21 protein-coding genes, 1 tRNA gene and 1 rRNA gene are annotated in these 24,558 nt (G+C 38.4%); 2 read left to right on the top strand and 21 right to left on the bottom strand.

The genetic code is table 11. The annotated features are described in order from the left end of the window. Positions 1 to 90: 90 nt before the first annotated feature. The 20 genes from O3617_RS09190 to O3617_RS09095 all read right to left on the bottom strand — a co-directional run bounded on the left by O3617_RS09190 (position 91) and on the right by O3617_RS09095 (position 23,895). Entirely contained in the window at positions 91 to 1,062 is a 972-nt protein-coding gene (locus tag O3617_RS09190) for a 3D domain-containing protein (RefSeq protein ID WP_371449674.1), read from the bottom strand. 416 nt (positions 1,063 to 1,478) lie between these two features. Next, positions 1,479 to 3,599, bottom strand: coding sequence for a polyphosphate kinase 1 (ppk1, locus tag O3617_RS09185; RefSeq protein ID WP_371449672.1), 2,121 nt, complete (start codon positions 3,597 to 3,599; stop codon positions 1,479 to 1,481). Position 3,600: 1 nt separating this feature from the next. Next, the gene (locus tag O3617_RS09180; RefSeq protein WP_371449671.1) at positions 3,601 to 5,151 is read right to left on the bottom strand and encodes a Ppx/GppA phosphatase family protein; all 1,551 of its coding nucleotides are present in this window, start codon (positions 5,149 to 5,151) and stop codon (positions 3,601 to 3,603) included. Between the two features lie 9 nt (positions 5,152 to 5,160). After that, the gene (locus O3617_RS09175) at positions 5,161 to 6,696 is read right to left on the bottom strand and encodes an exopolyphosphatase (RefSeq protein WP_371449669.1); all 1,536 of its coding nucleotides are present in this window, start codon (positions 6,694 to 6,696) and stop codon (positions 5,161 to 5,163) included. Between the two features lie 150 nt (positions 6,697 to 6,846). Then, complete coding sequence (locus tag O3617_RS09170; RefSeq protein WP_371449667.1) at positions 6,847 to 7,617, bottom strand: TatD family hydrolase; 771 nt, start codon at positions 7,615 to 7,617, stop codon at positions 6,847 to 6,849. Further along, on the bottom strand, positions 7,617 to 9,566 hold the full coding sequence (gene metG / locus O3617_RS09165; protein WP_371449676.1) for a methionine--tRNA ligase: 1,950 nt from the start codon (positions 9,564 to 9,566) through the stop codon (positions 7,617 to 7,619). The genes O3617_RS09170 and metG overlap by 1 nt, the downstream gene beginning before the upstream one ends. Positions 9,567 to 9,600: 34 nt before the next feature. Next, positions 9,601 to 10,446 carry a 16S rRNA (cytidine(1402)-2'-O)-methyltransferase gene (rsmI, locus tag O3617_RS09160; RefSeq protein WP_371449665.1) on the bottom strand — a complete coding sequence of 282 codons (846 nt, stop codon included), beginning with the start codon at positions 10,444 to 10,446 and terminating at the stop codon, positions 9,601 to 9,603. Further along, positions 10,433 to 11,161 (bottom strand): tRNA1(Val) (adenine(37)-N6)-methyltransferase, encoded by a 729-nt coding sequence (locus tag O3617_RS09155; protein ID WP_371449663.1) that lies wholly within the window; start codon positions 11,159 to 11,161, stop codon positions 10,433 to 10,435. The genes rsmI and O3617_RS09155 overlap by 14 nt, the downstream gene beginning before the upstream one ends. Further along, the gene (locus O3617_RS09150; protein WP_371449661.1) at positions 11,154 to 11,999 is read right to left on the bottom strand and encodes a stage 0 sporulation family protein; all 846 of its coding nucleotides are present in this window, start codon (positions 11,997 to 11,999) and stop codon (positions 11,154 to 11,156) included. The genes O3617_RS09155 and O3617_RS09150 overlap by 8 nt, the downstream gene beginning before the upstream one ends. Continuing rightward, on the bottom strand, positions 12,000 to 13,040 hold the full coding sequence (locus tag O3617_RS09145; RefSeq protein WP_371449660.1) for a hypothetical protein: 1,041 nt from the start codon (positions 13,038 to 13,040) through the stop codon (positions 12,000 to 12,002). 89 nt (positions 13,041 to 13,129) lie between these two features. After that, entirely contained in the window at positions 13,130 to 13,816 is a 687-nt protein-coding gene (locus O3617_RS09140) for a dTMP kinase (protein WP_371449659.1), read from the bottom strand. Positions 13,817 to 13,818: 2 nt separating this feature from the next. Next, entirely contained in the window at positions 13,819 to 15,297 is a 1,479-nt protein-coding gene (locus O3617_RS09135) for an aminotransferase class I/II-fold pyridoxal phosphate-dependent enzyme (protein WP_371449657.1), read from the bottom strand. Positions 15,298 to 15,357: 60 nt separating this feature from the next. Beyond that, a complete protein-coding gene (gene pth / locus O3617_RS09130; RefSeq protein ID WP_371449655.1) occupies positions 15,358 to 15,936 on the bottom strand; it encodes an aminoacyl-tRNA hydrolase in 579 nt (192 codons plus the stop codon). 10 nt (positions 15,937 to 15,946) lie between these two features. After that, complete coding sequence (locus tag O3617_RS09125) at positions 15,947 to 16,900, bottom strand: ribose-phosphate diphosphokinase (protein WP_371449654.1); 954 nt, start codon at positions 16,898 to 16,900, stop codon at positions 15,947 to 15,949. A 139-nt stretch (positions 16,901 to 17,039) separates the two neighbouring features. Continuing rightward, a complete protein-coding gene (glmU, locus tag O3617_RS09120) occupies positions 17,040 to 18,413 on the bottom strand; it encodes a bifunctional UDP-N-acetylglucosamine diphosphorylase/glucosamine-1-phosphate N-acetyltransferase GlmU (protein WP_371449653.1) in 1,374 nt (457 codons plus the stop codon). Between the two features lie 9 nt (positions 18,414 to 18,422). Next, on the bottom strand, positions 18,423 to 19,247 hold the full coding sequence (purR, locus tag O3617_RS09115; RefSeq protein WP_371449651.1) for a pur operon repressor: 825 nt from the start codon (positions 19,245 to 19,247) through the stop codon (positions 18,423 to 18,425). Positions 19,248 to 19,388: 141 nt separating this feature from the next. Further along, complete coding sequence (locus tag O3617_RS09110) at positions 19,389 to 19,994, bottom strand: 3D domain-containing protein (RefSeq protein ID WP_371449650.1); 606 nt, start codon at positions 19,992 to 19,994, stop codon at positions 19,389 to 19,391. Positions 19,995 to 20,017: 23 nt separating this feature from the next. After that, positions 20,018 to 21,190: a Na+/H+ antiporter NhaA gene (gene nhaA, locus O3617_RS09105; RefSeq protein WP_371449649.1), complete on the bottom strand. Its 1,173-nt coding sequence runs from the start codon at positions 21,188 to 21,190 to the stop codon at positions 20,018 to 20,020. Between the two features lie 28 nt (positions 21,191 to 21,218). Then, complete coding sequence (nhaA, locus tag O3617_RS09100) at positions 21,219 to 22,373, bottom strand: Na+/H+ antiporter NhaA (protein WP_371449648.1); 1,155 nt, start codon at positions 22,371 to 22,373, stop codon at positions 21,219 to 21,221. A 196-nt stretch (positions 22,374 to 22,569) separates the two neighbouring features. Then, positions 22,570 to 23,895: a PepSY-associated TM helix domain-containing protein gene (locus tag O3617_RS09095; protein WP_371449647.1), complete on the bottom strand. Its 1,326-nt coding sequence runs from the start codon at positions 23,893 to 23,895 to the stop codon at positions 22,570 to 22,572. Positions 23,896 to 24,031: 136 nt separating this feature from the next. Between O3617_RS09095 and O3617_RS09090 the strand changes: the two genes are divergently transcribed. Then, a tRNA-Gly gene (locus O3617_RS09090) sits at positions 24,032 to 24,105 on the top strand. A 104-nt stretch (positions 24,106 to 24,209) separates the two neighbouring features. After that, positions 24,210 to 24,347 carry a molybdopterin-binding protein gene (locus O3617_RS09085; RefSeq protein WP_371449646.1) on the top strand — a complete coding sequence of 46 codons (138 nt, stop codon included), beginning with the start codon at positions 24,210 to 24,212 and terminating at the stop codon, positions 24,345 to 24,347. A 33-nt stretch (positions 24,348 to 24,380) separates the two neighbouring features. Here the strand turns inward: O3617_RS09085 and rrf are convergent. Beyond that, positions 24,381 to 24,497: ribosomal RNA gene (rrf, locus tag O3617_RS09080) — 5S ribosomal RNA — on the bottom strand. Positions 24,498 to 24,558 lie beyond the last annotated feature (61 nt).

Genomic DNA, 24,558 nt, shown 5'->3' with positions numbered 1-24,558 from the left:
CCTCGTTGGAAAATATCGTCCTTTTCTCATTAGGTTAATTATACAAAAAGGAGATATCACTTGGATATCTCCATTTATTATTAATATGAATTAATCGAGTACGTAAACTGTTACATCACGTCGACCAAAGTCCATGGCTTCACCATAGGAGTCCATAACAAGGTCAATACGATTCCCTACGATAGCACCGCCTGTATCAGCTGCTACGGCCTCACCATAGCCTGGAATAAATAAGCGCGTACCTAATGGAATCACATCAGGGTCAACAGCAACTACACCGCGTACTGCAGGAATACCTGTAGCAGTAATACCAGCACCGTCACCATCACCTGCTAAATAAGCAGATGCTTCCATAACGATGGAACGAGATGCACGGCCAGATACATTACGGGATGTCGTTACTTCACGAGTACCTTCTTTAATAATTGTAGGTACCATATTTGTCATTACAGACTTAGACAATTCATTCGTTCTAATAGCGGTGCCATTATTATATAATGTCTCAACTTGAACGCGTTCAGTGCCCGGTTGACCAACTTGAACAACTTCTTCTTCACCTTGAGCCATTGTGCCATCTTTTTGACGAATAACTTGAACTGGGATTTCTTGATCCACAGTATTCACTGCACGGCTTGTAACACGTACAATATTCACAGTACTACCAGCTTGAATAGCACCACTAGCTACAGTGGTATAATTAGGAGCTTTAAAGCCTAATTCTTCTGCTAAATCCTCTGCTGTAGTTTGTGTAGTATAAACAGTTCTAGTCTTTCCATTTACTGTAACAGATACTGGGAATGCTCTTACTACTGTAAGTGTTGTCCCTTCTTGTACAGAATTAGAATCGCTAATTACTTTATCTTTCGGATTTAATTTAATACCTGCGTTACGCACGATACCTTCATTCGAATTTAAATGTGTTTTAACAGTATGAGCTGCACCATCAGCCATGACTGTAACAGTTTTATCGTTGTAAGAAAAACCAGTCAAGGTTATTGCAGTTACCATCAATCCAGCAACCACAGACGATATATATCGCTTGTGCGTCTTTTGAATTCTCATTACGAAATACCTCCTGTAACAATCATATTCTACTACAGTTAGATATAACCTGTCAAACACACAAGGTTAACAATCGTTGATAACCCCTTATAATATATGGCTTTTCTTATTTTTAATCTTTTGTTTTTTTACGTTTTGTCCACTGTATAAATACATATCTAGGTTTTTCGATAACATACTACATAAGCAAAATTGTAGAGGTATATAAGATACTACTACAATATATAGTATATGATGTATATATTATTTCGACAATGAATATTTATGAGTTTTTCTATTGTTACCACAAAATATATTAAAGTTCTAAATTTTCATTTACATTTCATATTACAGTAAATAAAACGACTAAAACATACGTAAATTAGGTATTTATAATCTATATTTATACATCTATATAACAGCGTTTTTAAATTTCATCATTCTTTCATCTTAAACATTGGCTTAAATCGTTCTATAACAGTCATTTTTTCTTTACTTTCTTGCGTATTGGCGGCCTCCATTAATTCTTCTTGTGCAGATATAGGTCCCTCTACATCTGTTACCTTATAATACGATCCATCAGCTCTCATAATATGAGCTTTTAGCGTATCTACAAGGTACAAATCAAGAATACCCTTGATACGTGCTTTATGACGTTTATCCTCAATAGGAATCATCAATTCAACACGTTCATTCAAGTTACGAGGCATCCAATCAGCACTAGAGATAAATATTTTGTCATTACCGCCACTTCTAAAATAGAATATTCTATGATGCTCTAAAAAACGTCCTACAATGGAACGCACCGTAATATTATCGCTTATACCTGCGATGCCAGGTCGCAATGTACAAATCCCACGCACAATGAGGTCAATGCGTACACCATTGGCCGATGCTTCATATAATTTCGCAATAACCTTTTTATCGAGTAAAGAATTCATCTTTGCAATGATGTATGCATCTTCACCACGTTTGGCACATTCAATTTCTTCATCAATAAGATCCATTATACGTTCCCGTAAATTTAGTGGAGCCACAATAAATTTATTCCAGATCGGTGGATCTGAATAGCCAGAAATCAAATTGAAGAAACGGGATGCATCATCACCATATTCATCATTACTTGTAAAAATCCCACAATCAGTATATATACGGGCTGTTTTACCATTATAGTTCCCCGTTGCTAAATGAACATAGCGGCGAATTCCATCTTCTTCGCGTCGAACCACCATAGTAATTTTAGAATGTGTTTTTAAGCCCTTTAAGCCATAAATTACATGACAACCGGCCTTCTCCAATCTACGGGCCATAATGATATTATGCTCTTCATCAAAACGAGCTTTAACCTCCATTAAGACAGTAACTTGCTTACCATTATCAGCCGCTTTTATAAGAGATGCAATAATAGGTGATTCACCACTGACGCGATACAAGGTTTGTTTAATAGCTAAGACATTAGGATCAACAGCCGCTTGTGCTACAAATTGTTCAACTACATTAAAGGTTTCAAAAGGGTGATGTACGAATATATCTCGACTACGAATTACATCGAGTAAATTCTCTTCTTCACAGCCAATTAGATCGCTCGGTATTTTAGGCTCAAACGGTTTATACCGCAAATGATCATAGCCTGGATAATTTGAAAAATCTAGATACATACGACAATCTAAATGACCATCTATATAATATACATCCTTTTCCTCTAACTCTACACTAGCTAATACGGTACGCAATAACTCAGAAGAACCATTACCAACCACTTCTAGCCGCACAGCATCACCTCGACGTCGACGTCGTAACGACGCTTCAACTTCGGTCAATAAATCCTTTGCATCTTCTTCATCAATTTCAAGATCCGCATCACGAGTCAATCGGAAAATCATAGCTTCTTCAATACCATAACCTTGAAAGAATTGGGTCGCATAATAATAGGTAATAATATCCTCTAAATACACAAATCTATGTACCTTATTCGATGAGGATGGTACTTCGATGATTCGATCTAGTACTGATGGAATTGGCAAAATGGCAATTTTATAATCCTTAGAACCATCCGGTTGGACTTGAAAGATACGAACAATAGCATTAATCGTATTATTGGCTAAAAATGGAAACGGATGCCCTGAGTCAACGGCCAACGGTGTCACAACAGGGTAAATTTGTTCCTCAAAATAGTGACGCAACCAAGCTTTTGTCTTTACATCAAGATCTTCAGGATGAAAAAAACACAGCCCTTTCTCTTTTAAATCCCCCAAAACGCGATGTAAATACGTATATTGTAAGGAAACTAAACGCTGTACAGATTCATCGATAGCTTTAAGTTGAGCTTTTGCATCCATATGGGCTGCATCATATTTAACGATGCCATTCATAGCTTGATGGCGCAATCCTGCAACGCGAATCATAAAAAATTCATCTAAATTAGAGCTAGCAATTGCAATAAAGCGCAATCGTTCCATCAAGGGATTGCTTGTATCCATTGCTTCCAATAAAACCCGTTGATTAAATTTGAGCCATGATAACTCACGATTAAAATAATATTTTGGACTTGTAAACAACTTACACACCCCCTATGGTTAAGGAAATTTCCATCCCAAATATTTCACTAAAATAGACAGAATCCCGATTAAACGTCCACCATTCAAGAGATATATTCTCCTTTGTCCTTACATGGACAATTAGCTCCTTATCCCGTTCTTCTAAACGTATTTCATCTATTTTTTGATTGCTCCCCGCATCTAATGAGCAAGCTACTCTGACAATAGCAACTAGCTTTGTAACCTGTATTTTTTGCAATTCTGTAAGGACTCTAAAATATTCATCATCATCCGAAGGTGTCCCTTTATAGTGGTAATACACCACATTGGCAACCACTTGTTTTTCTTCTTCTGAAAGCCCAAATATATCCGTACCCATTACGATATGATACGCATGTTCTCCATGATTTCTAAGGCTTACAAATTTACCAACAGAGCAGAGGATAGCCGCTATGCGACACAAATAGCCCCACCGTTCTGGTAGGCCCTTATGCCGCAATGCGTTACAAAAAGCTAAGCTAAAACGCTCTACCTCTCGATCGTGGACGGAGTCCGTATGATAGCGTGATGCTATAGCCCGTGCCAAATCTGCATTTTGCTCGCGCAATTGATACATATAGGGATGGTTTTCCGATTCTACGCCATAGAACCAACTAATACCTTGCGAAAAGGAATAGCTACTAAAGATTAACGACTCCGGTTGTATAGCGTTGATAAGCTCTGCAAAGAGAATCATAGTCGGCATGAGAATATTGGCTTTAAACTCTGGAATCTTATAACGATTCATCAATTTAGTGGCCGTAATGCCATCAAAGGAATCAACGAGTTCCTTAAACTGTTGAGGATTAATTGTAATAATAGGGTCGCTATCGTTATACCCCATTAACTGTAGAATTAAACGCGCCTCATCACCGGAGAGAATAATATTTTTAATGTTAAAAAGTTGTAATTCCTCGCGTAATGGGCTAATCATACGATGCAAATATTCTGTTATGGCTGTACTAAATGATATCGATGCACGTTGGTTTCGATTAAAGGACTCCATAACACGAAGAGAACCACTATGCATATTTTGTTGAAATAATAGAGATGCTCCTCGCCAAGCGGTTAAGCCAACGCCACCGGACGTAATATCCGCAAATAAGCAAGCCGTATCTTCATCCGCCGCCTTATGGTGATACATCATTTCATAATATACGAGAGCGTATTTAAAATAAACCTCTTTAGGCATGTCTATTACTTCCACACGCATACCAGTTTGTATAAAAATCTGATCTAATATAGCTCTTCGATTTGCGGCTTCTCTAATTACTGTAGTCCCGTATAAACGACATCTAGACACACCATAATCAGCCATCAATTGTTTGTAGCCTTTAAGAATATCACAAATCTCCTCAATGGTTTTAAAGCTAAGGCGAGAGGTTTGAAATAATTCTTCCCCAAAGGTAACTTCTCGTGCAGCATAGTCAATCACACGGACTTCATCAATGCTTTTATATTCTAATATTGTAATGCTCATACTGCTAGACCCAACATGTAAAATTGCATATCTGAGCACTTTAGATAATGTCATACCTACCTCCTACTGAGGGGACCACTCAATTTCTAACTGACGTTTGAATTCCTTTTTAAAAGGCTTTACTAATTTTTCAACAGCCCCTTTTGTTATATCTATATCTCGATGTTTTGGGTATTCTACGATTAATAGCACCTTATCAGGGCTAATTCGGCTATCTAATTTGGTAATTAATTGTTCATGACTTTCATCAAGAGCCTCTGCAATGGCTAAAATAATTGATAACTTCTGCCCCATAGTACGTTGCTCATCATCCAGTAATTTACCGTATAAGAAATTTTTATATTCCTTAGGCGTTAAACCATGCGAATTCATAACCAAAAATGCACTAAAAGCCTGTTCAATATGGCTCATACCATATAAATTACTGTTGACTAGCATATAGCATCCATGTCTGGCATGGCTATAATAATTGACCCGTTTACCGATATCATGCAACAATGACGCAACTTGCAAGCATCGACGCAATGCATTATCCCCCTTATGCAATGACCACCACTGTTCAAATAATGTATCTGCCAATTTACAAATATATTTAGCATGAACGAGTTCATGACGTGTCATACCAAGGAGGACATTTTCTGCGGAGTGAATCAAAATATCGGGAATAATAGGTTTACCACCTAAATAATTATGCCCATAATAATCATAAAATAACCCCTCTCGAAGCCCAGAACCACCTACGACTAGGGTTTTACAATTCACATAATTAAATAATTCATAGACGATGGTCATACCTGCAATAATGATATCAGCCCGTTCAGATGAGAGCCCATTTATTTTTTTACGTTGAGCTAAAGGCTTAGATTTAACCTCATCTAAAAGTTCAGTAAATCTATGATATGGTATTTCATAGTTATGTATTTTAGTTATTGGGTAGGATAATTTACGTTGATCCATTTTTGCAATATTACGTGCTGTTCCGCCAATGCCTAATAGAGGCATTTTAGTATTTTTTAGCCAAGCCTGTTCTTCTATAGTTTTCCTTATGGCCTTGACCATTTTATTATATTCTTTTTCTGTGAACTCATCCCCTGTTTGATAAGTACCTGTTAATGTGAGTGCACCAATGGGTAAACTCACAGATCGTTCAATCTGTCGATTTCGTACTAATGTTACCTCTGTGCTGGCTCCGCCTAAATCAAAGATAACAAAGTCTTTAAGACCAATTGTATTGATTACCCCTAAAAATCCTAATCGCGCCTCTTCCTCACCAGAAATACATTCTAAATCAAGCCCTGTTTCTCGTTTTACTATATTAATAAATTCATCACCATTTTTAGCCAACCGTACAGCTGCTGTTGCAACAGCCTTAATGAAGTTTACCTCAAGAGCCTTTGCCATATGTACATAAGACTGTAAAGATACTAAAGCTCGATTCATCGCCGCTTCTGTCAGTTTATGTTTTCCCCACATATTTTCGCTTAAACGAATTGAATTTTTTTCCTGATATATTAAACGATAACTACCTGTATCTGATATTTCATAAATAACGAATCGAACGGAATTCGATCCCAAGTCAATAAATGCTATGCGTTCCATCTTTTCATCCTTTGTAAGTCCAAATCCATATAGACTATATATTGTTAGTATACCATAGAAAAACGCGATTCCTTCCAAGAAAGAATCGCGTTTTCTAAGCATAGATATATAAATCTACATATATTTTATAGTATCTATGACTATCACTATTTATTTTATTCCAAATACACGCTTGCCATTTTCATAAGCAATAGAAGCAAACTCATCCACATCCATTCCACGTAAGGATGCGATTTCTTGTGCCACAAATTGTGTTTTACTAGGATCATTGCGACGTCCTCTAAATGGAGGCGGTGTCAAATACGGGGAATCTGTTTCGATAAGAATACGTTCAAGGGGCACTTGTTTTGCCACTTCCTTTAATTTAGTCGATTTCGGGAATACCACAGGTCCTGCAAATGAGATATAAAAGCCCAATTTAATTGCTTCTTTTGCCATCTCCCAACTGCCAGAGTAACAATGGAAAATCCCCCAGTTCTCCTTACCTTCATTGCGCAAAATATCCATAATATCTCCATGCGCATCGCGATCATGGATAATAATTGGCAAATCTACTTCACGAGCCAACTCAAGTTGACGTATGAAAACCTTCTTTTGCGTTGGTCGATCTGAAAAATCATAATAATAATCAAGGCCAATTTCACCGATGGCGCGAACCTTATCGTTATGCAAGGCTAATTCTTTAAAATATTCATAATCATCATCAGTAAAGTCTTTTGCTTCGTGCGGATGGGTTCCTACAGCAGCATACAAACGGTCATCTGTTTCTGCCAATGCAACGCCAGATTCAACTGTTTGTCTATCTACACCAGGAATCATAATGTATTCAACACCTGCATCAAAACAGGCTTGTAGCATATCCGCTCTATCGTTATCAAAACGATTGTCATTAATATGCGCATGTGTATCAAAGAGTTTCATTATTTCACAATGCTCCCTGCTGGTAAGGATTCAATATTGGTAACTTCTAAATGTTCTTCCCAATCAGAAGCGGATAAAATCATACCGTAAGACTCAATACCCATCATTTTTTTAGGGCTTAGGTTTGCTAAGTAAATGACCTTTTTACCAACCATAGATTCTGGATCGTAATATTGGGATATACCGCTTAATACGGTGCGTTCTTCAATACCGATATCCAATATGAATTTCAATAATTTTTTAGACTTTGGTACCTTTTCACAGCTAATAACCTTTGCTACGCGAAGATCCAATTTATCAAAATCATCATAGGTAATATTTTCTTTTAATGGTGGAATATTCGATGTATCAACAGCATCGATAGCTTTTTCTTCTACAGTGACGATGTCTACCATTTCTGGGATTTCAAAACGTGGATAAATTGGCTCACCTTTTACGACCTTTGTACCTGTTGGAGTACCACCCCATGTGCGCACATCATCCAATTGGACATGATCAAAACCACCTAGGCCCAATTGTTCCCAAATTTTTGGAGCCCCTACTGGAATAACAGGACTTACGAGAACGGCAATGATGCGTAAGCTTTCAGCAAGATGATACATAACAGATTTCAAACGTAATATATCCGCCTCTTCAGAACTCTTAGCCAATACCCAAGGCATAGTTTCATCGATATATTTATTCATACGGCTGATGAAAGCCCATACTGTTTTAAGGGCCTTATTTAATTCCATAGCTTCCATTTGAACTTCAAAATCTGCCACCGTTTGTTCTGCCAAGGAAGAAATTTCTTTATCTAAATCATCTACATCATCAGTTTTTGTAATGATACCACCATGATATTTTTCAATCATCGCAATGGTACGATTCAACAAGTTACCTAAGTCATTAGATAAGTCTGCATTGATTTTTGTTACAAAGTTAGGTAATGTGAAGTTTCCATCATGACCTAATGTAATTTCACTTAACAAATAATAACGCAAAGAATCCGCACCATATGTATCAATCAATGGATTTGGATCGATAACATTACCTAGAGATTTACTCATCTTCGTACCATCTACAATCATCCAGCCGTGGCCAAATACCTTTTTAGGCAATGGCAACTCAAGGCTCATGAGCATCATAGGCCAAATAATGGTATGGAAACGTACAATTTCCTTACCCACCAAATGAAGGTCTGCTGGCCAGAATTTCTTATATAATTCACCATCACCATCAAATGGGGCTAATGCACTAATATAGTTTACGAGTGCATCAAACCAAACATAAACAACATGTTTAGGATCAAAAGGAACCTTGATGCCCCAATCAAAGGATGTACGAGAAACGGCCAAATCTTCAAGACCTTGTTTTACGAACTGAATCATTTCATTGCGACGAGATTCAGGTTGAATAAAGTCAGGATTTTCTTCAATAAATTTAAGCCATTGGTCTGTATATTTACCGAGTTTAAAGAAATAACTTTCCTCTTTAACGCGCTCTACAGGACGACCACAGTCTGGACAGGTATGATTTTCACCAAGTTTTTGTTCAGTCCAGAAGGATTCACAAGGTGTACAATACCAGCCTTCGTATTCAGCTTTGTAAATATCGCCTTTTTCGTAAGCTTTCGTAAATAATTCTTGGACTACCTTTTCATGACGTGGATCAGTAGTGCGAATGAAATCATCATTAGAAATATGCATTTTTTCCCATAATGCTTTAAATCCATTTACAATATTAGTCGTATATTCTAATGGTGTAATACCTTGTGCCTCAGCGGCACGTTGAATTTTTTGACCATGTTCGTCAGAACCTGTCAAGAATCGTACATCATAGCCTGCGAGACGTTTAAAACGTGCAATGGTATCGGCTACGGATGTACAGTATGTATGACCTATATGCAATTTAGCACTAGGATAATAAATTGGAGTTGTAATATAATATGTCTTTTTTTCTTCGCCCATCATAATCTCCTTCTATTCATCACTTGTGAAAGTGTTATCGTTCTACAATATTATAAACCTCACGGCGTGAAACACCAAAGCGTTTTGCCACCTCGCGTATGGCCTCCTTCTTTGGCACGCCTGATGCTACCAATTCAGCTACTACCTCTTCATAAGACACAGGTTTCTCTTCCACATCATCAGTGGATTCTCCCGTTTCACAACCGCCTATAACGAGAACAAATTCTCCTTTATAGGTTATTTGATCTAGATCATTACATATAGATGCTAAATCACTACGTAGAAAGGTTTCAAACTTCTTAGTTACCTCTCGAGCAATCGTAATCGGCCTGTTCCCAAAGGCTGCATACATATCTACTAGTACCTCTTGTAAACGATGAGGTGCTTCATAGAATATAAGCGTCCCCCGTTGTTTAGCCATAAGTTGGAGAGCATCATTTCGATGTTTACCACGCTTTGGTAAAAAACCAAAGAATGTAAATTGTTTTGTGTCTAAATCGGATGCAATAAGTGCCGTTAATGCCGCATTAGCACCAGGTAATGGTACAACAGATATGTCATGTGCAATAGCTTTTGACGCAAGATCTGCACCTGGATCCGATATGGCGGGCATCCCCGCATCACTGACGCAAGCAATATCCTTACCATTTAACAGCATAGCAATAATGGCGTTTCCTTTTTCTTCCTTATTATGTTCATGGTAAGAAATCAAAGGCTTACTAATTTCAAAATGCTTTAGCAATATACCTGTATGACGCGTATCCTCTGCCGCAATAGCATCAACCTCATTTAATATGCGTACAGCGCGATAGGTCATATCCTCTAAATTGCCAATTGGCGTAGGCACTAAATATAGGGTGCCCTTGTTATTTTCGTTCATACCAACGAGACACCTCCTCCGTGTACACATTAGGTTTTTTATATACGACAAGCGGTGGTTCCACAATAAGTGATGATTTTCCACCTTTTATGGCCTCCACCAAAACGATTTTAGCTGGTTTTCCAATCATACCATGAATAAAACGCAATCGTTTAATGATAAAATCGGTTGATGCTAACGACGCCATCAACTCAGATAAACGTGGTGCACTATATACCATCCATAGATAACCCTTATATTTAACCAATCTTGATGCAGATTTGCATACATCATCAATGGTGGTGCACATATCATGCAGCGCCAAGCATAGATTACTATCACCAGGAACTTTACCACCATGATGATCAAAGTATGGTGGATTCACTAATACACCATCAAAGGGTTTAGGGCCAAACTGATGGTAGCTCATTGTACGATAATCGCCTTGAACGATAGATATAACATCAGACTTATGATTATAAGTAACACTGCGCTGAGCCAGATTGGCCATTACATCATTAATTTCAACGCCTGTCATATGGCCTGCTCCCAATGATGTCCCTATCAACGGCAATACACCGGTGCCAGTCCCCAAATCTATATATCGATAATGTCCATTGAAACGGCAAAAATGCACTAGCGCAATGGCATCAAAGGAAAATCGAAATTGATCTCGCCGTTGATATATTTTTAAATCATCGATAATCAAATCATCCAGTTGTTCTAAATCATTCATCTGGTAATGCCACGTCGGACCATTTTAAATCAATGGTTCGGCCTGCCTCTAATTGAACCTTAACCGTATGTTTATGATGATTTACCTTAAGGACCTTACCAATGCCTTCATCGGTTACAACCTCCTTGCCAATCCCCGGTGGTTCTACATCGCGAGGAGAAGGGGTTCTCTCCTTCTTCACATATAGATCGCCACCCTTTTTATACAAATCATCTTCATAGTTTAAACAACACATGAGTCGGCCGCATACACCAGAAATTTTGGTAGGGTTCAAACTAAGATTTTGATCCTTAGCCATGCGAATCGATACGGGTGAAAAGTCACCTAAAAAATTGGAGCAACATAAGTGTCTACCACAGGCGCCAATTCCATTTAACACCTTAGCTTCATCGCGAACACCTACTTGACGCAACTCAATGCGTGTTCTAAAAACAGTGGCTAAATCCTTTACGAGTTCACGAAAGTCTATGCGCCCGTCAGCAGTAAAGAAGAACACAATTTTATTCATATCAAATGTGTATTCTACGTTAATTAGCTTCATCGGCAATTTACGCTTTGCAATTTTCTCTAAGCATATAGCAAAGGCTTTTTCTTCCCGTTCCTCATTCTTTTCTAATTGTTGCAAATCCTTAGGTGTGGCCTTTCTCATCACTTCTTTGACAGGCATCACTAAAGAATCTTTCGAAACTTCTTTTGGTCCAATAACAACCGTACCATATTCAACGCCACGCGCAGTTTCAACAATGACGCCATCCTCGATGGATAAAGTTTCTTCACCAGGTAAAAAATAGTAAATCTTACCGGCCTTTTTAAATCGTACGCCAACGATGGTTACCATCTAAACCTCCTCACGAGCATCGTGAAGGGCGATACTGAGACCGTCCACCACGAGAGCGATTTTTATGTGTAAACGCAAAGCCTGTTCCGCTCGTAACGTTTCATGAACTACAGTTGCTAAAGCGGCCATGGGCCAATGCGGTAATAATTTTAATAATACAGTACTATGCATAGGCACACGTAGTTGTTCGTTCGTAGCCCCGCATTTTAGGGCCATCATATCGCGACTTACCACGCGTAACCAATGCATTAAATCCAATGCATCCTCACGAGTTAATGATTCACACCATATGGCAACTTTGGAAAACCAACGTGAATCAGACCCCAAGGTTTGCATCCATTTAATAGCTAAATCCAACATGGCTATAGTTCCTTGTTGTAACAGTGATTCTACAACAGCAGGATTACCATGCCCCATGGAAATAGCTTCTTCTATGTTTCCTTTAATGCCCCGTTCCGCCAATGCACGTCGTATACTTTCATCCGAAACCGGTTGAAAACCAATACCCATACAACGGGAAATAATCGTAGGTAATACAAGATTAATTTTATTCGTAATAATGATAAAGTACACCTGTGCGGGTGGTTCTTCAATCGTCTTTAGCATGGCATTAGCCATAATAGCATTGGCCACATGAAAGTCTTCAATAATAACGACGCGATTTCCAAGTCCAGCCACCGATAGATGATCTTGTAATAAGGTATACCACTGTTCTACTTTTAAGGTAGACTTCATGGGACGAATCCAAAATGCATCGCCCTTATCCATATAAATGGGTAAACCTTCCGCCTCTATTTTCTTTTCACTTTCACCATTGGCAAGGCGCGCATTTTTTACCTCCTCTAAATAATCAGCACCATTGTGGCCCTGAAAAACTGGTCGTCCTAAAATCAAGGATGCCAATCCAATAGCCATATCGAGCTTACCGAGTCCAGCTTCACCATAGAATAGCAAGCTGTGGGGTAATGTTTGCCGTTTTACCAATTCAGTTAGGTGGTTTTTAATCGTATCTTGACCGATTACATTATCAAAATATGTCATAATCCCTCCTATCCTGTCCAATATTACTATTATATAGGAAAATGGCGACTTTTTAAAGAGCCGCCATTATCAAAGACTTGAGGTTTCACCTATTTTAATAGAGCTTTTATCACCTCATATATATCATTATGTATAGATTCTATACTTCGCATTGTGAAAGTTCCAGATTCATCTTGTTGAGCGCAGGAAATACGATGCCATTGATAGCGTTCAACCAATTCATCATATGCATCGTGAACAGATTGTAAATATGCTCGATTTCCTTCGTGTATGTCCCCAGTCTCGCCTCCAGTTTTACCGGTACGCTCAGACATCAAAGACTCGGTCACCTCCAACGGAACATCAAGTAAACATACCACATCAGGACGTGGCAAGCCAAACTTAACAAACTCAAAATCTTCTAGCCATTCTAAAAATTGAATGCGCTTATCCGGATCTGTATATTTTACCATTTGATGAACCATATTAGATGTTGTATAACGATCGGCGATAATGATACCACCATCAGTATAGAACGATTCCCAATCCATTCTATAGGATGCAAAGCGATCTATAGCATACATAGAACTCGCCACATAAGGGTTAACTGAGTCTACATCGGTACCAAACTGTCCCGACAGATACATCCTAATAGGCATAGATGCATCGCTATCATAATTTGGAAAGCTAACACTGCATACACGATGTCCTTCTGCCTGTAATCGTTCTACTAAACGCTTTGTTTGCGTGGCCTTACCACTACCATCGCCACCTTCTAGTATGATTAAAGTCCCCATATTTACTCCTCTACAACTTGTATTGTTTCTAAGCTCATATCGGCCGCACCATTAGGTACATAGCCTAGTGCACGCCGTTGTTGTATATATTGTAACACAGATTCCGTAATCTCTTCACCTACGGCTACGCAGGGAATCCCTGGCGGATAATAAGCTATGGTTTCACCACAAATACGATGCAAAGCTGTTTTTAAAGAACAAGTTCTGCGATTCTTATAGAGGGCTTCTCTCGGTGTCATACGCACAACTGGAGTAGGTAAAACACTAGCTGACTGAATAATTTTAGTGCGGTCCACTATTTGACCACCCATATGATTCAATAAAGATGACTCACTACAAATCTCATCGCTGATAGCTTGTACCGCTTTTACAAGATTCATAATAGATTCCTCGGTATCACCTATGGTGATTAGAACGAGCACATGATGCGCTTGCACAAGTTCAACTTCGATATGATGGGCACGTAGTCGTTTTTCAAAATTTACACCTGTAATTCCTAATTCCTTAGCATCGATTAATACCTTTGTTACATCATAATTAGGTCTATCTACATCTTCTCCACACATGACAGAAATCCCAGCTATGGATGACAACTCACGCCGCAATCGTAAGCTTAACGATACAGTGCGATTCACTAAATTCGTACCTTCCATAGCTAATTGATGACGCGCCATATCAAGAGATGCTAAGAATATATAATTCGGACTCGTACTTTGTAACATTTGATGTATCTGTGTGATACGGCGATACTGAAAGCGATTGCCCTGACCTAATAGCCATGACGTTTGCGTCAGGGATCCTAACGACTTATGAGTGCTTTGTGCTACCAAATCTGCACCCGCCTCGATAGCCTCAATAGGTAATGCTTCTACAAATGGTAAATGAGGACCATGCGCTTCATCAACCAAAACAACCAGATTTCTCTTGTGCGCTTCTTTAACAATATTCTTTATATCAACACCTACACCATAATAATTGGGATATACCAGTAAAATGGCCTTGGCTTCTGGATGTGCATCCATCGTTTCTACAGCATCTTCTAAGGTTACACCTAATGGAATTCCCCATCGCTCATCAAATTCACAATTCATATAAACAGGTTTGGCGCCTGATAGAACAAGACCACTAACGACGGAGCGATGAGCCTCACGAGGGATAATAATGGTTTCATCGGGACTCACAATGCCCATAATCATGGCCTCTATAAGGGCCGTTGTGCCGTTAATAGAAAACCAACAATGTTCAGCACCATACAATTGAGCTGTTAACTCTTGTGCCTCTTTTAATGCACCCTCTGGTTCATGTAAGTCATCCAATGCATACATTACGCCTAGATCATATGACAGTGCAGGTCCCATCCATGATTGTAAAATTGGATGAGCCCCACCACCGATTTTATGCCCTGGTGTATGAAAGGGCACATAATGTTCTTCTTTATAATCTTCCAATGCCTCAACAAAGGGCATTTGTTGCTGATTCATAGTAATACCTCATAAAAAAGGCATGAATCTCTATGAGACTCATGCCCTTATGCATGTTATTTATCGATGTGGACGACGTTTAGGATTATATAAATTCATCCCTTTATCGATACCCACCTCTAAGGTTCCTAATACAGCTTTCACCGTATCTTTAATACCTTTTTGTACCTTCTCTTGATTTTCTTCACTAAATGGTGCTAACACATGATCAATAACAGTCCATTGTGGCAGCGGGCGACCTATACCGACGCGGAATCGTGGAAAATTCTCCGTTCCCAAATGAGAAATCATAGATTTAATCCCATTATGACCACCAGAGCTTCCATTAGGTCGAATACGTAATTTTCCTACAGGTAAATCCATATCATCATAGATGCAATACACATCAGAAGGATCTATCTTATAGTACCGCATCAAAGGCCCTACCGATTCACCACTAGCATTCATAAACGTTTGTGGTTTTACAAGCAATACCTTTTCCCCATCTACATTGATACTACAAACCTCAGCACGTTGTTCCTCTTTCCAAGGCGTGTGAGATACGCTATCTGCAATGGCATCGATAACCATAAATCCTATATTATGTTTTGTCGTTTCATATTGCTTGCCCGGATTGCCAAGGCCTACTACTAATTTCAAGAATCACCTATTATTTATCGAATAAATTACTTACTGAAACTTCGTGAAAGATACGCATAATGGCTTCACCCAATAATGGAGCTACAGATAATTGCGTTACATTTGGTAATTTACAATTTTCTGGTAATGGCATTGTATTTGTTACGATAAGCTCTTTAATGTTAGAGTTTGCAATGCGTTCGCTTGCTGGGTCTGTCAATACAGCATGAGTAACAGCAGCCATAACAGATTTTGCACCAAACGCTTCTAATGCTTTAGCACCTTCTACAAGAGAACCTGCTGTATCTACGATGTCATCAACGATGATACAGTTTTTTCCTTTTACATCGCCAATTAAATTCATAACCTTAGCCACGCCTGGTTCAGGGCGTTTCTTTTCAATAATGGCAATAGGAGCACCGATGCGGTCAGCCAAATCACGAGCACGTGTTACACCACCAAGGTCTGGAGATACAACGATAACATCTTCGAGATGTTTTTCATTAATGTATTTAGCTAGAATGGATGCACCATATAAATGATCAACTGGCACATCAAAGAAGCCTTGGATTTGACCTGCATGCAAATCAATTGTTACAAGACGTGTAATACCAGAAGTTTGCATTAAGTTAGCTACTAATTTAGCTGTAATTGGTTCACGACCGCGTGTTTTACGATCTTGACGTGCATAACCATAATAAGGAACTACTGCTGTAATATGACGAGCAGAAGCACGTTTTAATGCATCGGCCATTACCATCAATTCCATTAAGTTATCATTTACAGGATAGCTAGTTGGTTGAATGATAAATACATCTTTGCCACGTACGCTTTCATCAATCATAATTTGTACTTCGCCATTATTAAAGCGACCTACAAATGCTTCACCCAAAGGCAAACCTAAATAATCACAAATTTCCTTTGCCAACTCTGGATTTGCGTTACCTGTGAAAATCTTAAGTTTTTTGCCGTCTTCAAATGCCATTTTGATACCCTTTCATTTCTCCGTAATCTCAGTTAGTTACTCAATGTATATGTAACGAAATATTACAGATATACAACCTTATTGCCTTATTATTGTATACTATTTTTCCTATCTTGTGTGAAAAATTTTTAATAAATTCCTATTTCTTTTTGAAAGTATCGTCTGTAACCCAATTTTCTTTCACAATTTGTTTGCTGCGACCTACAGCTAATGCCTTGTCAGGAACATTTTTCGTAATCGTAGAACCGGCACCTATATAGCTATAATTACCAACTGTTACAGGCGCTACTAAATTGCTATTACAACCTACAAATGCACCATCGCCGATTGTTGTGCGATGCTTGATTCTTCCGTCATAATTTACCGTAATCGTACCACAACCAATATTAACACCAGAACCTACATCACTATCGCCAATATAGGATAGATGAGGGAATTTAGTGCCTTCCCCAACATTGGAATTTTTAACCTCTACGAAATTACCAATATGAACCTTATTGCCAATAACCGTATTAGGACGCAAATGTACATATGGACCAATATCTACGCCATCTTTTACTTCACAATCGTGACCATAGGTGAAATGAATCACTGTGTCATTACCTACTTTCACATTTGTCAAACGTGTATGAGGTCCAATTTCACAATTTTCACCAATTACCGTATTGCCTTCTAACACAGTACCAGGATGTAAAATTGTATCAGCACCAACAGTAACTTCTGGCGCTACATAGGTATTCGCTGGATCAATAATTGTTACACCTGCTGTCATTAATTCTACATTCTTACGATGTTTTAAAATAGATTCTGCTTCAGCCAATTGCAAGCGGGAGTTTACGCCTAAGGACTCTTCAAAATTTTCAGTCATATAAGCACTTACCTTATCGCCGCCATTCACAAGAATTCCAACCACATCGGTAATATATAATTCACCTTGTGCATTATCATCGGATAATTGACCGAGACATGGCCAAAGTTTTTTGCTATCAAACGCATACATACCAGTATTAACTTCTTGTACGGCTAATTCTTCTGGCTTACCATCCTTTTGTTCCACAATGCGTACAACGTGACCTTCAGCGTTACGAATGATGCGACCATAACCTGTTGGGTCAGGCATATGAGCAGTCAAAATTGTAGCTGCCGCACCAGAGTTTTTATGTTCTTCTAAAAGTGCTTCTAAGCTTTCTTTTGTAACGAGTGGTGTATCGCCGCATAATAAAAGAATAGTACCATCAAAATCTCCTAATACAGGTTCCGCCATCTTTACTGCATGACCCGTACCATTTTGCTCTTCTTGACGTACAAATTCAGCACGACCTTCTAAATAGTCTTGTACCGCATTACCACCAAAGCCGACGATAACAACATCTTTATCAGTTCCTAATGATTGAACTGTTTCTAATACGCGTTCAACCATAGCTTTACCGCCCACTTTATGAAGCACCTTTGGCAATTTGGACTTCATCCGTGTACCCTTACCAGCCGCTAAAATAAGACTTGCAATTTTCATAGTAAACTCCTATCTATCAATCGTATCAAATACAGGATCGATATGAATTTCATTTGTACTTTCATCAATACCATGGAACGTAAATAGCGATTCATAATCATTGATTAACTTAGGATTCGGTTCAGCTGTAGCTACTAGGACACCGATTCCCACCACTTTACCATTCATCTCATGTACAAGCTCTGTAAGACCTTTAGCCGTACCTCCAGCCTTCATAAAATCATCAATAATTAAGACCTTCGCATTCTGTGGTATGGCGCGTTTAGTCAATGTCATCGTTTGAATTCGGCCCGATGAACCCGTTACATAGTTAATACTGATGGCAGATCCTTCCGTAACCTTACTATCACGACGGGCAATCACAAGAGGTTTGTTGAAAGCTCTTGCTACCATAACTGCTAATGGGATTCCCTTTGTTTCTACTGTCAAAATATAATCAGGATTACGATCAACAAAGCGGGTCATTATAATTTCACCTAAACGGGTCATCACATGCCAATCATATAAAATATCCGACATATAAATGAACCCACCAGGTATGATGCGATCCGGTTCACGCAAACGTTGTTGAACATCCCGTAAGATTTCATTCGCCTGCTCCCCTTTTCGATGAGGTATAAATCTAACGCCACCAGCTACACCTGCCACCGTTTCCAATGTACCCAATTGAAAATGTTCCATCGATTGGCGTACACAGGTCAAATCTTCACTTACTGTGGATTTTGCCATTCCAAAAAAATCACAGAAATAATTAAGAGATATTAATTTTTGTGGTGAATCGACTAGCAGTTTAGTCATAGCCACCATTCTTTCAACACGTCGAACTTTATTCATAAGCCTTCCTTTGCTGAATACTCAATTTATATTGATACTTATATTATACCATGAAACTCCGAATATTCGTATTTAGAGAAATAATATAATTCGGAAAAAGCTCTAGTCATAAACTAGAGCTTTCAACACAATTGTATGGAATTATAAAATATAAACCTTTACAGTCTGACGTCCAAATCTTAAAGCATCAGCACGTGAATCAAAGGCTAAGTCAATACGACTGCCCTTAATAGCACCACCTACATCGTCTGCCACAGCATAGCCATAACCTTCGACAAACATTTTTGTACCTAGAGGAATAATCCGAGGATCCACAGAGGCAATCCCCTTTTTCAAGCGACTGCCGGTTGCCGTATAATTACTATTCCCAGGATCTTGCGAGCTATATGCACTAGCATGCATCGTCATAACCCGCACATATTTATTGGGAACCCCATTATGACTACGCGAAATGGTTGAATCGCCAAAACGGGTTTCTTCCTTTTCTAAAGCACTCATCGTAGCTGTGCCTACACGCCCATCTACGGCGAGGCCCTTAGCTTTTTGAAACTTGCGTACTGCTAACTCAGTGTTATGCCCAAAAATACCATCGGCTGAATCCTTAAGATAGCCTTGATGTACTAACATAGTTTGAATTTTTTGTACATGATGGCCCCGTTGTCCCTTATCAACAGATTTTCCTTGTGTGAAAGCCATCATATTAGTCATACATAACACCGTACATAGTATTAAAACCTTCTTAATCATGTACATTCCCCTTTATTGCTCAACTAGCAATTATGATATACCCCAATATGACATTCTTTGCGTTTAGAACCGACTATACGTAAGTAGGCATAACCAATGATAGCAGAAATGATGGAGCCTATCAACACACCGCCCTTAGCCATCTCTTGCGCATGACCTGGATCATAAGCCAAAACAGAAACGAATATACTCATGGTAAAACCAATACCACATACGATGGAAGTCCCATATATAAATTTCCAGTTAGCTTCTGCAGGCATAGGGACAATTCCTAATTTAATCATCCCAAACATGGCACCAAAAATACCAATTTGTTTACCCAAAATGAGGCCTAATGCAACGCCTAGTACAACTGGATGACTTAAATCAGCCATACCGAATCCATCAAGGTTAACCCCGGCATTAAAAAATGCAAAAATCGGAACAATTACAAAGCTCACCCAGTTGGATAAGTAATGTTCCCAGTGTTGCATCGGTCTTACATATTTGCGGCCAATCTTACCGCGTTCCGGAATCGTCATGGCAAGAATTACACCGGCCATTGTGGCATGTAATCCAGACCGTAAGATACAATACCATAAAATTACACCGAGAATAATGTAAGATAACGATCGAACGTAACCAGCACGATTACAATAAATTAATAATCCTGTCACAATAATAGCAACAACTAGATAAAACACATTGAGATTTGATGCATAGAAAATAGCAATTACAATGATCGCAATTAGATCATCAATAACAGCCAACGCCGTTAAGAATACTTTCATAGAGTTTGGTACCCTTGAACCTAACGCCGTAATAACACCAATAGCAAATGCTATATCGGTGGCCGTTGGAATTGCCCAACCATGAACATATACATCATTAGAACCAGCTATAAGATAGAAAATAATAGCCGGTACAATAACCCCAAATAAAGCAGCAATGCCTGGCATGATACGCTTAGCATTAGTATTAAGCTCACCACTCACCAATTCACGTTTTACTTCTAATCCTACGAAAAGAAAGAAGATGGCCATCAACGCATCATTAACCCATTCCATAGTAGTTAATGGTCCCAATGGTAAGTTTACTAATGACATGTATTGTGTAGCCAACGGAGAATTAGCAACGATTAAGGCAATAATGGTAGCCCCTAGTAATACAGTAGTTGCAGCACCAGGAGAACGTAAAAATACAAATATCCGTTCCATATAAATCCTTCCTAATATACTTCAATCACTATTTATGTCTTGCTGTTCTGATTTTATAGGCAATTGTCAGAACAGTAGCGCCTAACAAACCAGAGATAATAGATCCAATAAAAATACCGATCTTAGACATCTCTTGGGTTACCCCAGGTGGGAATGCCAATGTGGCAACAAACAGACTCATGGTAAAACCGATACCACAAACGATGGCAGTACCATATACCTCTGGCCATGTCGTATTAGTCGGCATCTTAATAATCTTAGATTGTACTAAAACGTAAACAGCGGAGAATATACCAAGCTGTTTTCCTAAGATAAGGCCTAATGAAACACCTAAAACAACAGGGTGGAACAAATGATCTACAGAAACATCTGAGAAGGATACACCAGCATTTAAGAAGCTAAATAGAGGAATAATCAAAAAATTAACCCAATTTTTCAGTTTATCCGCCCATGCGTGCATAGGATACACCGTTTCTCCATCTAGCTTGCCAGATGCGGGAATAGTCATAGCTAGCACAACACCAGCGATAGTGGCATGAACGCCAGATTTTAAAACAAAATACCAAAGAACGGCCCCGAGTACACCATATAAAACTGGTCTCACATAGCCTTGTTTATTGGTATACCATAGTGCCCCCGTCACAATAGCAGCAACGATTAAATGAGGAAAATCTACACCTCCACCATAAAATATGGCAATTACAATAATAGCAATCAAGTCATCAATGACAGCTAATGCTGAAAGAAAGGCTTTCATTGCTTGTGATACGCGCTTTCCAAGCATCATAATAACGCCAATGGCAAAGGCTATATCAGTAGCCGTAGGAATCCCCCAACCATGCGTGTATTCCGGTACAGATCCGGCGATTAAAAAGTAAACTAACGCAGGAGTTACAACGCCGGCAAATGCCGCCAAAACTGGTAATAAACGCTTGGAGTTAGTATTTAATTCACCAGAAATCATTTCTGTTTTAATTTCAATCCCTACATAGAGAAAAAATAATGCCATTAAGCCATCATTAACCCACTCAAGTACATCCATTGGGCCTAAATAAATATGCATGAGGGAAAAATACTGTCCCGCTATTGGTGAATTGGCCGTAATCACGCCAAGAATAGCAGCAAGTAATAGCATAATACCGCCAGATGACTCAGACTGAATAAATGCTTTTATATACTTCATAATAAATACCACTTTCTCAATCATAATATAAATACAAGTTTTCATACATAAAAACCCTAGTTGATATATGTTATTATATCATTTTAGTTCGAAATCAATCAATAAACTAATGATGAACCATGCTGATTGAGTCTAGAGTAATCAAATATTTGTGGCAAATACGTATGCTGATTGAGTACAGGAATACTACAATGGATTAATAATTAAATCCTTTGACTAAAGAAACAAAAAATACAATAAGAGGAATTGTCAAACAAATAGCTGCTATAGTATTTGTAATTGCATTTGACCAAAGAGGTACAATAAAGCCAAGCAATACCAAAATACTACAACAGATTGGTGTGCGCCAAACATGTTTAATCTCAGTTGGTATTTTAGATTCCATCGCATTAGATTTTACAAATTTCTTTTTAATCGTCATCATAATACCAGTCACAATGCCTATAATAAGAACGATATCCCAAATAGCCCATAGTATTCTAAGTACCATTGTATTGTGATTGTGAATATGGAGATTAATCATTGTAGTCATACCTGTAAAATACCATGGAATCGTTTTTGTAGAATACATATCCTTATTAGAATCAGTATATAAATTAGCATAGACCGGTTGGCCCAAAAACATAGCTGGATCATCATCATTTTTAGCACCTAAATAAAATGTATAATGATGTTCATTAAATTTAGATGGATAATCAATAGATATAATTTGACGGTCAGGATATGCTTTCATAATGCGAGAAATGGCTTCAGATGGTTGTAATATATCAGATTGGCCAGCTGAAAGTTCTTGCTTTGCCGTGTGTAATACATCCGCATTATAGCTGTCATTAGCAATAAAAAATCCGCCGATCCATACACCTGTAATGCATAATATAAAGCCCCATACAGTAGCAACCATCGCAAATTCACGATGCAATGTACTTAACTTCATATGTTTGGACAATACAGTTGATTTTGCAAAGCTTTTACGAAATGGACCATATAAAAAAATGCCAGAAATAATGGATAAGCCACATAGGAATGATAGAATCGTTACTATATAAATTCCTGTTTTTCCAAGATCTAATCTTGTATGTAGTTGATGAAGTGTATGTAATACACCGCGAACCCAAGGATGAGCAGGTGTTTCATGATGGGTAGTAATGAGAGCCTTCGCTTCAGGATTATATAATGCATAATCCCCGCCCATCCCCATACGTGCTGGAGGTGCTACGGTAGCAGATGAATCAATAATACGATAACGTAAAAGATGTGAAGTCCCCATAGCAGGAGAAATATTTAAAATATCCTTGGACGGATATTTTTCTTTCACTAATAGGGCCCCTTCATCAGCATGATCAAAAATAGACATTTCTTGTTGACTCATCGCCATTGATAAAGTTGAGTGATGTGTCCCTCCCTGAGCCCAAGCATTCAACTCAGTTCTAAACATAAGGACAAGTCCTGTAATACAAAACATAAGGAAAAATATTACAGAAACTATAGATAGCCATTTATGAATTTTATAAATCTTTGACATACATATGCCTCCTTCCTCATTACTTTATACAACTATTTTTTTAGCAATACAATACAATTACCACTATGGGTATGAACCATAAAAGGAAGCGCCTCTTGAATGTACATATTATAGTATGATACAATATGTACATCATGCGGGCGTAGTTCATCGGTAGAATGCGAGCTTCCCAAGCTTGAGAGGAGGGTTCGATTCCCTTCGCCCGCTCCACGTATAAAAAGCTATGATGTGATATACATCATGGCTTATTTTTGTATATACATATAAAATATATAAAAATTGAATCTTAATCTTAATAATTGGAGGAAAATCATATGCAATTAAGTGCAAGAAATCAATTAAAAGGTAAAATTACAGAAGTTCAAGAAGGCGCTGTAAACGCAATCGTAAAAATTAATGTAGGTAATGGCAATATTCTTATCCCAGGTGCCTATTTAGGTAATCAAATATAAAAAAGACACACCCTTAGGTGTGTCTTTTAGCTTAATCAGCGACTTCCTATCCTCCCAGGCCGTCTCCAGCCAAGTACTTTCGGCGTTTACGAGCTTAACTACTGTGTTCGAGATGGGAACAGGTGGACCCTCGTAGCTATCGCCACTGAATCTGTCAGAGTTTGTACTCTGAAAACCACATAGAAGGTTATATATATTTGTTGCACATTTC

The sequence above is a fragment of the Veillonella sp. 27098_8_77 genome, assembly GCF_041431535.1.
GTDB lineage: Bacteria > Bacillota > Negativicutes > Veillonellales > Veillonellaceae > Veillonella.
This window is presented reverse-complemented; position numbering and strand designations above follow the sequence as displayed.

Bases quoted from the DNA above. Each gene is read 5' to 3' on its own strand.
- O3617_RS09190 (WP_371449674.1), bottom strand. From the start codon at position 1,062: ATGAGAATTCAAAAGACGCACAAGCGATATATATCGTCTGTGGTTGCT.
- O3617_RS09180 (WP_371449671.1), bottom strand. From the start codon at position 5,151: ATGACATTATCTAAAGTGCTCAGATATGCAATTTTACATGTTGGGTCT.
- O3617_RS09175 (WP_371449669.1), bottom strand. From the start codon at position 6,696: ATGGAACGCATAGCATTTATTGACTTGGGATCGAATTCCGTTCGATTC.
- O3617_RS09170 (WP_371449667.1), bottom strand. From the start codon at position 7,617: ATGAAACTCTTTGATACACATGCGCATATTAATGACAATCGTTTTGAT.
- metG (WP_371449676.1), bottom strand. From the start codon at position 9,566: ATGGGCGAAGAAAAAAAGACATATTATATTACAACTCCAATTTATTAT.
- rsmI (WP_371449665.1), bottom strand. From the start codon at position 10,446: ATGAACGAAAATAACAAGGGCACCCTATATTTAGTGCCTACGCCAATT.
- O3617_RS09155 (WP_371449663.1), bottom strand. From the start codon at position 11,161: ATGAATGATTTAGAACAACTGGATGATTTGATTATCGATGATTTAAAA.
- O3617_RS09150 (WP_371449661.1), bottom strand. From the start codon at position 11,999: ATGGTAACCATCGTTGGCGTACGATTTAAAAAGGCCGGTAAGATTTAC.
- O3617_RS09145 (WP_371449660.1), bottom strand. From the start codon at position 13,040: ATGACATATTTTGATAATGTAATCGGTCAAGATACGATTAAAAACCAC.
- O3617_RS09140 (WP_371449659.1), bottom strand. From the start codon at position 13,816: ATGGGGACTTTAATCATACTAGAAGGTGGCGATGGTAGTGGTAAGGCC.
- O3617_RS09135 (WP_371449657.1), bottom strand. From the start codon at position 15,297: ATGAATCAGCAACAAATGCCCTTTGTTGAGGCATTGGAAGATTATAAA.
- O3617_RS09125 (WP_371449654.1), bottom strand. From the start codon at position 16,900: ATGGCATTTGAAGACGGCAAAAAACTTAAGATTTTCACAGGTAACGCA.
- glmU (WP_371449653.1), bottom strand. From the start codon at position 18,413: ATGAAAATTGCAAGTCTTATTTTAGCGGCTGGTAAGGGTACACGGATG.
- purR (WP_371449651.1), bottom strand. From the start codon at position 19,247: ATGAATAAAGTTCGACGTGTTGAAAGAATGGTGGCTATGACTAAACTG.
- O3617_RS09110 (WP_371449650.1), bottom strand. From the start codon at position 19,994: ATGATTAAGAAGGTTTTAATACTATGTACGGTGTTATGTATGACTAAT.
- nhaA (WP_371449649.1), bottom strand. From the start codon at position 21,190: ATGGAACGGATATTTGTATTTTTACGTTCTCCTGGTGCTGCAACTACT.
- nhaA (WP_371449648.1), bottom strand. From the start codon at position 22,373: ATGAAGTATATAAAAGCATTTATTCAGTCTGAGTCATCTGGCGGTATT.
- O3617_RS09095 (WP_371449647.1), bottom strand. From the start codon at position 23,895: ATGTCAAAGATTTATAAAATTCATAAATGGCTATCTATAGTTTCTGTA.
- O3617_RS09085 (WP_371449646.1), top strand. From the start codon at position 24,210: ATGCAATTAAGTGCAAGAAATCAATTAAAAGGTAAAATTACAGAAGTT.